Annotated in this window: 9 protein-coding genes; 8 read left to right on the top strand and 1 reads right to left on the bottom strand. The window is 59.0% G+C overall.

Annotated elements, in window-relative coordinates; all coding sequences use genetic code 11:
* The first annotated feature begins 51 nt into the window (after positions 1-51).
* The 4 genes from D8U18_RS04845 to D8U18_RS04830 all read left to right on the top strand — a co-directional run bounded on the left by D8U18_RS04845 (position 52) and on the right by D8U18_RS04830 (position 5,972).
* Positions 52-1,218: a Gfo/Idh/MocA family oxidoreductase gene (locus tag D8U18_RS04845; RefSeq protein ID WP_131107150.1), complete on the top strand. Its 1,167-nt coding sequence runs from the start codon at positions 52-54 to the stop codon at positions 1,216-1,218.
* A 14-nt stretch (positions 1,219-1,232) separates the two neighbouring features.
* A complete protein-coding gene (locus tag D8U18_RS04840; protein WP_241664289.1) occupies positions 1,233-2,315 on the top strand; it encodes a sugar phosphate isomerase/epimerase family protein in 1,083 nt (360 codons plus the stop codon).
* Between the two features lie 46 nt (positions 2,316-2,361).
* On the top strand, positions 2,362-3,597 hold the full coding sequence (locus tag D8U18_RS04835) for a nucleoside permease (RefSeq protein WP_131107149.1): 1,236 nt from the start codon (positions 2,362-2,364) through the stop codon (positions 3,595-3,597).
* 170 nt (positions 3,598-3,767) lie between these two features.
* A complete protein-coding gene (locus D8U18_RS04830) occupies positions 3,768-5,972 on the top strand; it encodes an OsmC domain/YcaO domain-containing protein (RefSeq protein WP_056856645.1) in 2,205 nt (734 codons plus the stop codon).
* A 438-nt stretch (positions 5,973-6,410) separates the two neighbouring features.
* Here D8U18_RS04830 and D8U18_RS04825 read toward each other — a convergent pair whose 3' ends face one another.
* On the bottom strand, positions 6,411-7,340 hold the full coding sequence (locus tag D8U18_RS04825) for a LysR family transcriptional regulator (protein ID WP_130904568.1): 930 nt from the start codon (positions 7,338-7,340) through the stop codon (positions 6,411-6,413).
* 107 nt (positions 7,341-7,447) lie between these two features.
* Between D8U18_RS04825 and D8U18_RS04820 the strand changes: the two genes are divergently transcribed.
* The 4 genes from D8U18_RS04820 (at position 7,448) to D8U18_RS04805 (ending at position 12,403) form a co-directional block, all read left to right on the top strand.
* On the top strand, positions 7,448-8,200 hold the full coding sequence (locus D8U18_RS04820) for a 3-oxoacyl-ACP reductase family protein (RefSeq protein WP_130930221.1): 753 nt from the start codon (positions 7,448-7,450) through the stop codon (positions 8,198-8,200).
* A gap of 376 nt (positions 8,201-8,576) precedes the next feature.
* Positions 8,577-9,827 carry an OprD family outer membrane porin gene (locus tag D8U18_RS04815; protein ID WP_130904566.1) on the top strand — a complete coding sequence of 417 codons (1,251 nt, stop codon included), beginning with the start codon at positions 8,577-8,579 and terminating at the stop codon, positions 9,825-9,827.
* Between the two features lie 160 nt (positions 9,828-9,987).
* Positions 9,988-11,343 carry an MFS transporter gene (locus tag D8U18_RS04810; protein WP_131107148.1) on the top strand — a complete coding sequence of 452 codons (1,356 nt, stop codon included), beginning with the start codon at positions 9,988-9,990 and terminating at the stop codon, positions 11,341-11,343.
* A gap of 85 nt (positions 11,344-11,428) precedes the next feature.
* Positions 11,429-12,403, top strand: coding sequence for an AraC family transcriptional regulator (locus D8U18_RS04805; protein WP_131107147.1), 975 nt, complete (start codon positions 11,429-11,431; stop codon positions 12,401-12,403).
* Positions 12,404-12,416: the final 13 nt, after the last annotated feature.

Raw genomic sequence — 12,416 nt, 5'->3', positions numbered from 1 at the left:
GTAACCGGTTACATCATGGCCGGTTTCCAGTCCAGATAGAGAAAAAATGCAATGAACGCTGTGGTGCCAAAAATAAGAATGGGATTTGTCGGCGGTGGCGAAGGTGCCTTCATCGCCAAGGCCCACCGTCAGGCCGCCGGGCTCGATGGGCGCTTTGAACTGGTGTGTGGCGCGTTCAGCCGCGACGCCGAAAACAATCAAGGCACCGGCGCAGCGCTGGGCTTGGCGGCGTCACGCTGCTACAGCGACTGGCGCCAAATGCTCGAAGCCGAACGTGCCTTGCCAATGGAACAACGCATGGAACTGGTGGTGATCGTCACCCCCAATCATCTGCACGCGCCGGTTGCCAGCGAGGCGCTGAGCGCGGGGTTTCATGTATTCAGTGAAAAACCCGCAGCGTTGAATCTGGCCGAACTGCTCACCCTCAAAACGGTGGTCGAGCGCAGCGATCGTTTGTACGGCCTGGCCCACACTTATCTGGGTTATCCCATGGTCTGGCAAGCGCGGGACATGGTGCGCAGTGGTGTGATCGGCGCCGTGCGGAAAGTGATTGTCGAGTATCCCCAAGGCTGGCTGAGCCAGGACGTCGCCGGGCAGGGCAACAAGCAGGCCGCCTGGCGTGATCTGCCTGAGCAGTCCGGTTTGGGTGGATGCATCGGTGATATCGGCACCCACGCGTTTTCCCTGGCCGAATTTGTCGCGGATCAACCCATTGAGCAGCTGTGCGCAATGCTGGGTATCCATATTGACGGCCGACAGCTGGACGATGATGCCTCGATGCTGTTCAAGATGGCCGATGGCGCCAGTGGCGTGCTGATTGCCAGCCAGGTCTGCGCGGGCGAAGAGAACCCGTTGAAGATCCGTGTCTACGGCGACAAGGGCGGGTTGGAGTGGCGGCAGGAGGAACCGGCCAGCCTGATCCACCGAGCACTCGATCAGCCGTTGCGCATCCTGCGTTCCGGGGTCGGCCAGGCGTGGTTGTGCGAAGCCGCCAGCCAGCGCATGCGCCTGCCCGCTGGCCATCCCGAAGGCTATCTCGAAGCCATGGCCAATCTGTACAGCGATTTTGCCAATGCGATTCGAGGTGAGGTTGCCGGGCATGACGCGCCGGGCGTGCCCGGTATCGACGTCGGCCTGCGTGGCATGGCGTTCATTGAAACCGTCATCGCCAACCATCGCGGCGATGCCAAGTGGACCGAACTGGTCTGTACCCCATGACGCTGGAGACCTCCATGACCGACTTTTCTCAATCTTCATCCGGCATGCGCGGCCCGGGGATTTTCCTTGCGCAGTTCATGTCCGCCGAGGCCCCGTTCGATACCTTGGCCAACATCGCCCGATGGGCGGCCTCCCAGGGTTACAAAGGTATTCAGTTGCCGACGCTGGGGACGCAGTTCATCGACCTCGCACGCGCTGCCGAAAGCCAGAGCTACTGCGACGAATTGAAAGCCGTGTGCGCCGACGCGGGTGTCGAAATCAGCGAGCTGTCGACCCATCTGCAGGGGCAACTGGTGGCAGTGCATCCGGCGTTCGATACGCTGTTCGATGATTTCGCGCCACAGCATTTGCGTGGGCAGCCCGAGGCGCGCACTGCATGGGCCATCGACCAGTTGAAACTGGCCGCGCGCGCCAGTCAACGTCTGGGCTTGAAGGCTCACGCGACGTTTTCCGGTGCGTTGCTGTGGCCATACATGTACCCGTGGCCACAGCGTCCGGCCGGTTTGGTCGAGCAAGGTTTCGCCGAACTGGCCAAGCGCTGGCTGCCGATCCTCGACTGCTTCGAAGCCGCCGGGGTCGACCTGTGCTACGAAATCCACCCCGGCGAAGACCTGCATGACGGCGCTTCGTTCGAGCGTTTTCTCGAGGCGGTCGATCACCATCCCCGCGCCGCCATCCTCTACGACCCGAGCCATCTGTTGCTGCAGCAAATGGATTACCTGGGGTTCATCGACCGCTACCACGAGCGCATCCGCATGTTCCACGTCAAGGACGCCGAGTTCCGCCCCGATGCCCGTTCGGGTGTCTATGGCGGTTATCAAGGCTGGGTCGAGCGGCCGGGGCGCTTCCGCTCGTTGGGCGACGGCCAGATCGATTTCAGATCGATCTTCAGCAAATTGACCCAATACGACTTCGACGGTTGGGCCGTGCTGGAGTGGGAATGCTGCCTGAAGGATTCCGCGCAGGGTGCCGCTGAAGGTGCAGCGTTCATCGAGCGACACATGATCACCAGGACGCGCAAAGCCTTCGACGACTTCGCCGGGGTGTCTGCTGATGAGCGTTTCAATCGGCGTTTGCTGGGGTTGCCCGACGCCTGATGCAGGTCCCTTGCTGGTAAAAAACAACAATAAGACGGTGACTGTTATGACGTTGATGACCGCGCGACTGAGCGCAATGATGTTCCTGCAGTTCTTTATCTGGGGTGGCTGGTTCGTCACCCTCGGTACATTCCTTGCCAGCAATCTGGGCGCCAGTGGCGGGCAGATCGGCATGGCGTTTTCGACCCAGTCCTGGGGCGCGATCATCGCGCCTTTTGTGATCGGCCTGATTGCCGACCGGTTCTTCAATGCCGAGCGCATCCTCGCGGTGTTGCACCTGGTCGGCGCGGTATTGCTCTATCAGCTGTATCAAGCGCCTGACTTCAGCACGTTCTACCCGTTTGTGCTGGCCTACATGATGATTTACATGCCGACCCTGGCGCTGGTGAACTCGGTGGCTTTCCGCCAGATGAGCGACCCGGCCCTGGAGTTTTCGCGCATTCGCGTGTGGGGCACGATCGGCTGGATCGTCGCCGGTGTGGTGATCAGTTTTGTGTTCGCCTGGGACTCGCAAGCGGCGATTTCTTCTGGCGGGTTGCGCAATACGTTTCTGATGTCGGCCATCGCTTCGCTGCTGTTGGGGCTCTACAGCTTCTCCTTGCCGCGTACCGCGCCATTGCAGCCAGAAGCGGGGCGTGTCGGCCTCAAGCAAATGCTCGGGCTGGACGCGCTGGGTTTGCTCAAGGATCGCAGCTACCTGGTATTTTTCATCGCCTCGATCCTGATCTGCATTCCACTGGCGTTTTACTACCAGAACGCCAACCCGTTCCTGGCGGAAATCGGCGTGACCAATCCCACGGCGAAAATGGCCATCGGGCAAGTCTCCGAAGTGCTGTTCATGCTGCTTCTGCCGCTGTTCATCCATCGCTTCGGGATCAAGCTCGCGCTGTTGGTGGGCATGCTGGCGTGGGCCTTGCGCTATCTGCTGTTTGCCTACGGCAATAACGGCGACCTGGCCTTCATGCTGTTCACCGGCATCGCTTTGCACGGCATCTGTTACGACTTCTTCTTCGTTTCGGGGCAGATCTACACCGACGCCAAGGCCTCGGAACGTTTCAGGAGTTCGGCCCAAGGCTTGATTACGTTGGCGACTTACGGTCTGGGCATGCTGATCGGTTTCTGGGTGGCGGGGCAGGTGACCGATCACTACGCCACGACAGCGGGCGGCCATGACTGGAAGCACATCTGGTTGTTCCCGGCAGGTTTTGCATTGGTGATCTTTTTCTTCTTCTCCCTGGCGTTCAAAGGCCGGGAGGCTGTGGAGGTGCAAACTTCGGTTTGATGATCACCTGCCAGCGCACATTCGCCGTCCGCCTGCGCGCGGGCGGTGTCGGCAACGAATTCGCCAGCGGTCTCTCCCGCTCAGCGGCCATGACTGAAAAGCACAAGACTTGCAGCTGAAAAGCCGGATAATGGCCGCCATTCGTTTAGCTCGTATTCTGGTAATCCCGCATGGAAATCAAGGTCAACTTTCTCGACAACCTTCGACTTGAAGCCAAGTTCGATGACTTCACCGTGGTTGCCGACCAACCCATCCGCTACAAGGGCGATGGTTCGGCACCGGGCCCATTCGATTACTTCCTGGCTTCATCGGCGTTGTGTGCGGCTTACTTCGTAAAGTTGTACTGCCAGACCCGCAACATTCCCACCGACAATATCCGTCTGTCCCAGAACAATATTGTCGACCCGGAAAACCGCTACAACCAGATCTTCAAGATTCAAGTCGAGTTGCCGGCAGATATCTCCGACAAGGACCGCCAGGGCATTTTGCGCTCCATCGACCGCTGCACGGTGAAGAAGGTGGTGCAAGCCGGGCCTGAGTTCGTGATTGAAGAAGTGGAGAACCTGGACGCCGATGCCCAGGCGTTGTTGATGCCTGCTTCCATGTCGGAGGCGGGCACCTACATCGTCGGCAAGGACCTGCCGCTGGAACAAACCATCGCCAACATGTCGGGCATCCTGGCCGGCCTGGGGATGAAGATCGAAATCGCTTCGTGGCGCAATATCGTGCCCAATGTTTGGTCGCTGCACATCCGCGATGCGCACTCACCGATGTGCTTTACCAACGGCAAGGGCGCGACCAAGGAAGGCGCATTGGCGTCGGCGTTGGGCGAATTCATCGAGCGCTTGAACTGCAATTTTTTCTACAACGACCAGTTCTGGGGAGAAGAACTCGCCAACGCGGCGTTTGTGCATTACCCGGACGAGCGCTGGTTTCAGCCTGGCCCTAAAGATGAACTGCCGAGCGAAATCCTCGATGATTATTGCCTGAAGATTTACAACCGCGATGGCGAGTTGCGTGGTTCGCACCTGTACGACACCAACTCGGGCAATGAAGAACGTGGCATCGTTTCGCTGCCGTTTGTACGTCAGTCGGATGGCGAGGTGGTGTATTTCCCGTCCAACCTGATTGAAAACCTGTACCTGAGCAACGGCATGAGTGCCGGCAATACCCTGGCCGAAGCGCAGGTGCAGTGCCTGTCGGAAATCTTCGAGCGCGCGGTGAAACGCGAAATCATCGAAGGCGAATTTGCTCTGCCCGATGTACCGGCCGAGGTGTTGGCGAAGTACCCGGGGATCCTCGCTGGCATTCAGGCGCTGGAAGAGCAGGGCTTCCCTGTGCTGGTGAAGGATGCGTCACTGGGTGGCGAATTCCCGGTGATGTGCGTCACCCTGATGAACCCGCGCACCGGCGGCGTGTTCGCTTCGTTCGGCGCGCACCCGAGCCTGGAAGTGGCGCTGGAACGCAGCCTGACGGAACTGCTGCAGGGCCGCAGCTTCGAAGGCCTGAACGATTTGCCCCAGCCGACGTTTGAAGGCCATGCGGTGACGGAGCCGAACAACTTTGTCGAGCACTTCATCGATTCCAGCGGTGTGGTGTCGTGGCGCTTCTTCAGTGCCCAATCGGACTACGAATTCGTAGAGTGGGACTTCTCGGGCCAAGGTGAAAACTCCAATGCCGAGGAGGCCGCAACACTGTTCGGCATTCTCGAAAACATGGGCAAGCAAGCGTATATGGCGGTGTATGAGCACATCGGTGCAACTGCCTGCCGCATTCTGGTACCGGACTACTCGGAAATTTATCCGCTCGACGATCTGATTTGGGACAACACCAACAAAGCCCTGTTCTTCCGTGCCGACATTCTGAACCTGCACAGCCTCGACAAGGCCGGCCTGAAATCACTGGTCAAACGTCTGGAAGACAGCGAACTGGATGACTACACCGACATCACCACGTTGATCGGTATCGAGTTCGACGACAACACCGCTTGGGGCCAGCTGACGATCCTGGAGTTGAAGCTGCTGATTTATCTCGCTCTGCAGAAATACGAAGAAGCGAAAGAAGCGGTGGAAATGTTCCTGCAATACAACGACAACACGGTCGAGCGCGGCTTGTTCTACCAGGCCGTGAACGTGGTGCTGGAGATGAAGCTGGACGAAGACCTGGAACTGGAAGACTACGAAGCCAACTTCCGCCGCATGTTCGGCAACGAGCGGATGGACGCAGCCATCGGTTCGGTGGAGAGCACCGTGCGCTTCTATGGCTTGACGCCGACGAGCATGAAACTCGAAGGCCTCGACCGGCACCAGCGGCTGATCGACAGCTATAAAAAACTGCACGCGGCGCGGGCCAATATGACGGCTTTGTCCAACTGACAAAAAGCAGGACTGCTGCGCCAATCCTTGTAGGAGCCAGCCTGCTGGCGATGGGCCTGAAGACAGCGCGTTCATTCAGGCAGAGCGCGTCATCGTTGACGACCATCGCGGGCAAGCCCGCTCCCACAGGGGATCCACTGTGGGAGCTGGCTTGCCAGCGATGGCGCCGGCACATTCAGCACTTCTGTGACTGATACCCTGCTTTCGTCGGAACGCCGCCAGGAGCGAGCCCGCTCTCACAAGGCTTGGGAGCCGATCACAAAATCTTCCGCCAGCCCCAAAACCTGTAGGAGCATGGCTTGCCCGCGATGGCTGCCTGGCTGCCAGCCCATCTCTGCCAGATGTTCCCAAATCCTCGCGATCTTCCAAACGAGGCGCGTCTTCGTTGATGCCCATCGCGAGCAGGCTCGCTCCTACAGCAGCATCGGCTTTTTACATTCAGCCCTCGCTTGCTGAAAACATTCGCGCCAGCTGTCGCTGTTCGAACACCTCACTGACGAAGTCGATGAACACTCTTGTCTTGGCTGGCATCAGGGCGCGAGTGGCGAAGTACATCGAAATGGTTCCCGCGTCGGCGTACCAATCCGGTAGCAGTCGCACCAGGTCGCCGCGCTCGATCCAGCTCAGCACATCCGGGACTGCGAGGAAGCAGACGCCCAACCCCAGCAATGCGGCCTCGCGCATCGCCGCCGGGTCGTTGACGACAATGGTCTCCTTGAGACGGGCGGTCATTTCTGCGCCTTGCTTGTCGCGCAGGGTCCAATGCCTGACACGACCGGTGCGGCCGGAGCGCATTACGATTCCATTCAAGTCTTCGAGTGCGCCTGGATGGGGGGGTGAGGTTTTTCCACGCATGTATTGCGGTGATGCAACCGCGATGACATGAGCCGCAGAAAGTCGGCGCGAGATGACGCCTTGAGCCAGTTCAAAGCCTGCACCAATGGCCACGTCAAACCCCTCGGCGATCAGGTCTACCTGCCTGTTCTCGAAATGCCATTCCGGGCGAACCAACGGATACCGGGCCAAAAACTCTGGTAGCAGTGGCAGAACGTGGCTGATGCCAAAGGTGGGGGGCATGCTCACTTTCAACAGCCCGGCGGGCTCACCGTGGTCCGCGGCAATCGAGCTGATGGCGTTTTGCAACGCGTCCAGGTTGCCGCCAATGCTTGTCAGAAAATGCTCTCCGGCTTCGGTCAGCGTCAGCTTGCGTGTCGAACGATGAAACAATCTCACGCCGATGTTTCGCTCGAGCATCGCCACATTGCGACTGACGGCGGCGGGGGTCAGCGCGAGTTGGCGCGCGGTAGCGGAGAAGCTGCCGGACTCTGCACTACGGACGAAACATTCGAGATTGGCCAGGGTTTCCATGGGTCACCTGATACTAATACTTGAAAATGATGCTAATCATTGCACGCTAATCAATTCATTTTCAGCAAGCCATGATGATTTCACCCTAACTCAAGAGTGAAATGTTCATGACGACCCAAACACTCCCGCTTGCTGGAAAAGTCGCCTTGGTGACCGGTGGTTCCCGTTCGATTGGCGCTGCGATTGCCAAGCGTCTTGCCGCTGACGGCGCACGGGTTGCGCTAACCTACAGTGCCTCGCCTGCCAAGGCTGAAGAAGTCGTAAAGGCCATTAACGCTGATGGTGGACGCGCCATTGCCATTTTCGCTGATGCCGGCGAGCCCGCTGCCGTGCGTGCAGCCGTTGCGCAAACCGTAGAAGCATTGGGTGGTATCGACATTCTGGTGAACAACGCCGGCCTTGCGCTCGGTGGTCCGATCGAGGACATCGAGTTTGAAACCTACCAGCGCATGATCGCCGTCAATGTCACTGGCGTTTTTATCGCCACTCAGGAAGCAGTTCGCTACATGAAAGACGGCGGCCGGATTATCCACATCGGCTCATCCATGACCCGTTATGCCGCGTTCCCTACGGCGTCCCTCTACACCCTGACCAAAGGCGCCATCACCGGTTTCAATCGCAGCCTGGTGCGTGACCTGGGACCTAAAGGCATCACGGTCAACACCGTTCACCCCGGCCCGACCGATACCGACATGAACCCGGATGGCGGCCCGGTGAGCGACATCGTGAAACCTGGTATCGCGGTGGGCCGTTACGGTCAGTCCCACGAAATTGCCAGTGTTGTCGCATTTCTCGCGGGGCCTGAAGCCTCCTTCGTCACTGGCGCAGACATCGTCGCGGACGGTGGTTTCACGGCCTGATCCAGCTCTTCATTGAACAGCCGCAATCCAATCGTGCGCAGGATCTGCGGCTGCTTTTGTAAGGGAAATCTTTACCCGGGTTGGAGATTTCCCCCCTTCGGATGCTGTTCGTCTTAATACCGCTGCGGTGACGACTGACTTACCTTGCACAGACAAGAGGCGTGTCGTCGCAGCGGACCTTTCCATGAGTCCGCCTGGCGTTTTACCCATAACAACAAGAGGCCTGGCAATGCTCGATTCAAACGTCCCGTACATCTCCCCTGCAATCCGCCGGTATGTGACAGGCATCTGCCGGTAACTGCTTCTGGCGACTTTTAGTTTGACACTGCTCCTATAAATACAGTGCCCCGAGCACATACAGATGTGGAGATGTTAGATGCATCAGGTAAAGCAATCTTGCCGCGGGCTCGGTATGGCCGGCGTGCTGGGGATGATCTGTGCGCCTTTGGCGGCACAGGCCGATGTCATTGATGACAGTCATTTCAAAGTGGATACCCGTAACTTCTACTTGCACCGTAACTACACCAATCACAATGCCGCGGATTCCGAAGTGCACAGTTGGTCGCAGGGCTTCGATGCGCAATTCACTTCCGGTTACACCGACACGGCGCTGGCCATCGGCCTCGATGTGGATGCGCAATACGCCCTGCGCCTGGATTCGTCTGGCAACGACGGTTCGCTGCCCTACAGTGTGAGCGACCAGCAGACGGCCGATGACTACAGTCGCGCCGGTGCAACCTTGAAAATGCGCTACAGCAAGACCGAGTTGAAGGTGGGGGATCTTCGCCCGCAATTGCCGGTGGCGTTCGATGACCCCAGTCGGCAGTTGGACACCATCTATCAAGGGGCCGTGGTTGAGTCCAGGGAAATCGACAAGTTGACGCTGACCGGAGGCCGTTTCTGGTCTGCGGTGACACGTGAGTCATCCAACCACGAGAAACTGTACAAGTACGGCTCCACCGATAACCTCGACAGTGACGGCCTGGATTTCGGCGGCGCCACTTACGACATCAGCAAAAACCTGCAAGCCAGTTACTTCTATGGCGTGTTGCACGATATTTATCAGCAACACTACTTCGGCCTGATGCATATGGCTGATCTGGGCAACGGCTACAAACTGAAAACCGACTTGCGCTACTTCAATAACAATGAAGATGGCAGTGCGCTGAACGGTGAAATCGACAACCGTTCCTATGGTGCACTGTTCAGTTTGCTCAAGGGCGCGCACATGTTTGGCGTCAGTTACCAGCGCATGCTCGGTGACAGCGTGTTCCCGACGATGAACGGCTATATCCCGCAACCCTACCTCGTGCACTGGTCGTCGCTGGGCTTTGTGCGTCCGGACGAAAAGTCCTGGTCGGCGCGCTACAGCTATGACTTTGCCGGGATGGGCATGCCGGGCTTGAAGTTCTTCACCCGCTACACCAAAGGCACCAACTGGGACCGTGGTGGCAACCTCAGCGACAACGAAGAAAGCGAGCGTTTCCTGGGACTCAACTATGTGGTGCAGAGCGGCGCGCTGCAAGGCCTGGCACTGGACTTGCGTAACATCGATGTGAAGCAGAAATACGGCTACGACTACAACGAATTCCGAGTCGCCACGACCTACACCTGGAAGTTCTGGTAAACCCGGTTCACCCAGAGATTGACCCTATAACAATAAGAGGACTGACCATGATCGAACCCCTCATCCTTTACATCTGCCCCGCAACTTCCCAGTCGCTGCGCCGTGCAGCGTCACCCGGTGCGCTGCGCGCATGAGCGGATTCCAAAAGGAGCAAACACTAGTGAATATCCAGGTCGATAACGCGGTCCTGCAGCAGAAGAAGACTTACCTTTACGAGTGGTACGTGGTCGGCTTGTGCATGATCGCCTACATCTTTTCATTTGTGGATCGGCAGATCCTGGCGTTGATGATCGAACCGATCAAAGCCGATCTGCAAATCAGCGACACCCAGTTCAGTTTGTTGCACGGGCTGGCGTTTTCATTGTTCTACGCGTTCATGGGCATGCCCATTGCTTATCTGGCTGACCGCTTCTCCCGGCCGAAAATTATCGCCATTGGCGTGGTGTTCTGGAGCCTGGCGACGGCCGCCTGCGGCCTGAGCAAGAATTTTCTGCACATGTTTCTCGCGCGTATCGGCGTGGGTGTCGGCGAAGCTGCGCTATCGCCTTCGGCATACTCGATGTTCAGCGACATGTTCCCCAAGGAGAAGCTCGGCCGCGCAGTGGGTATCTACTCGATCGGCTCGTTCGTTGGTGGCGGCCTGGCCTTCCTGGTCGGCGGCTATGTGATCGCGATGCTCAAGGACATGAACACCATCGAAGTGGCCTTTCTCGGCGCGATGAAAGCCTGGCAGTTGGCGTTCTTCATTGTCGGTCTGCCCGGCATCCTGGTCGGCCTGCTGATCTGGCTCACCGTGCGCGACCCGGCGCGCAAAGGCCTGCAGGTCGATGCGCAGGGGCGGGCAAAGAAGGTCGCGCTGAGCGATGGCTTGCGTTTCCTCGGGCGCCACCGTGCAACGTTCACCTGCCATTACCTGGGCTTTTCGTTCTACGCCATGGTGCTGTTCTGCATGATGAGCTGGAGCCCGGCGTTGTACATCCGCAAGTTCGGTCTGTCGCCCATGGAGGCGGGCTACATGCTCGGCACCGTACTGTTGCTGGCCAACACCGCCGGCGTGCTGTTCGGTGGATGGCTCACCGACTATCTGGCCAAGAAGGGGCACCAGGACGCCGCCATGCGCACCGGCGTCATCGGCGCCCTCGGCATGGCGGTACCGGCCGTGCTGTTCCCGCAAGTCGATCAACTATGGCTGTCGGTCGCGCTGTTGGTGCCGGCGATGTTCTTCGCCTCGTTCCCGATGCCGGCGTCCACGGCGGCCATGCAGATCCTCGCGCCGAATCAGGTGCGGGCACAGGTCTCGGCGGTTTTCCTGCTGATCAGCAATCTGTTGGGGTTGGGTTTGGGCACTACGCTGGTGGCCCTGTTGACCGACCGCTACTTCGGTTCGCCGGCGGCGGTGGGTTCGTCGATGTCCTTGGTGATCGCCGGCGCGTCGGCGTTGACCGCGCTTCTGCTGTGGCGTGGTTGCCGTCGATTTCGTGAAAGCTATGCCCGGGAATATCCGGCTCACGCGTGATCGGTCATAGTCCATGATCGGCGCCTCGGCCTCGCTCCTTTCGACGGGAGCGGGGCCTTGGCGCTCCAGGTCAGGAGGATCCTCGATGTTGAATGACGTACACCTGCTGGAACGGCACAGCCTGCTCAGCTCGGCCGATTATCGTGAGATCAAGGACAAGGTCAGCCACTACCTGTGCCCGCACAGTTTCAACGTGCTGCGTGACGCGCCGATCCAGACCCGGCTCAACGGCGTGTTCTTCGGTGATTCGGCGCTGCTCGACTTGCGCTATGGCGCGCCGGTGGAAATCACCATCGGCGACATTGCCGATCAATACCTGTTTCGCATTACCTTGCAGGGCCATTGCGAAGTGGCCCACGGCCGGCGCAGCGCGGCGATGCAGTCGGGCTACCTGAGCGTGTCCTCGCCGTTCGCGCAAAGCCGCATCGTCACCGATGGGCAATGCCGCAACCTGATCCTGCGCATCGACCGGGATGCCCTGGAGACCCAACTGCAACGCTTGCTTGGCCGCAGCCTGCGGCAGTCGGTGATCTTCGATGTCAGTGTCGACCCGCTGGGCGCCGGCGTTGTCAGTCTCTACCACACGCTGGATTACATCTGCCGGCTCTACGGCGATGGCGTGGACGGTTCGCGCCTCGCCAGCGGGCTGTCCGAATACCTGATGCAATTGCTGCTGACACAGTTACCGCACAACTACTCCGCGGACCTTTTGCTCGACCAGCGTGCGCCGCTGCCGCATCACGTGAAGAAGGCCCGGGACTACATCGAGGCGCACCTCGATGCACCGATCAGCCTGGCCACCCTGAGCGAGCTGTGTGGCGTTTCGGTGCGCACCTTGCAGAACGGCTTCAAGCAGTTTCTGCAGCAAGCGCCGGTGGAGTACATCCGTGACCGGCGCCTGGCGGTGATCCATGAATCGCTGAAGCAGGGCCGGGACGGTGAAACCGTCACCGATATCCTGTTGCGCCACGGCATCAACAGTTTCGGGCACTTTTCCACGGCCTATCGGCATCGCTACGGCTGCTTGCCGTCGGACACCCTGCGGCGATGCAAGCATTGAGACTTCTGCGCAA

This window comes from Pseudomonas sp. Sample_10, assembly GCF_004321495.1.
GTDB lineage: Bacteria > Pseudomonadota > Gammaproteobacteria > Pseudomonadales > Pseudomonadaceae > Aquipseudomonas.
The sequence above is the reverse complement of the archived record's forward strand: the minus strand, read 5'-3'. Positions and strand labels throughout refer to the sequence as shown.

What these genes read in the sequence shown, in the direction of transcription:
- D8U18_RS04805 (WP_131107147.1), top strand. Translation starts at nt 11,429, where the DNA reads ATGTTGAATGACGTACACCTGCTGGAACGGCACAGCCTGCTCAGCTCG.
- D8U18_RS04825 (WP_130904568.1), bottom strand. Translation starts at nt 7,340, where the DNA reads ATGGAAACCCTGGCCAATCTCGAATGTTTCGTCCGTAGTGCAGAGTCC.
- D8U18_RS04835 (WP_131107149.1), top strand. Translation starts at nt 2,362, where the DNA reads ATGACGTTGATGACCGCGCGACTGAGCGCAATGATGTTCCTGCAGTTC.
- D8U18_RS04840 (WP_241664289.1), top strand. Translation starts at nt 1,233, where the DNA reads ATGACCGACTTTTCTCAATCTTCATCCGGCATGCGCGGCCCGGGGATT.
- D8U18_RS04830 (WP_056856645.1), top strand. Translation starts at nt 3,768, where the DNA reads ATGGAAATCAAGGTCAACTTTCTCGACAACCTTCGACTTGAAGCCAAG.
- D8U18_RS04845 (WP_131107150.1), top strand. Translation starts at nt 52, where the DNA reads ATGAACGCTGTGGTGCCAAAAATAAGAATGGGATTTGTCGGCGGTGGC.
- D8U18_RS04820 (WP_130930221.1), top strand. Translation starts at nt 7,448, where the DNA reads ATGACGACCCAAACACTCCCGCTTGCTGGAAAAGTCGCCTTGGTGACC.
- D8U18_RS04815 (WP_130904566.1), top strand. Translation starts at nt 8,577, where the DNA reads ATGCATCAGGTAAAGCAATCTTGCCGCGGGCTCGGTATGGCCGGCGTG.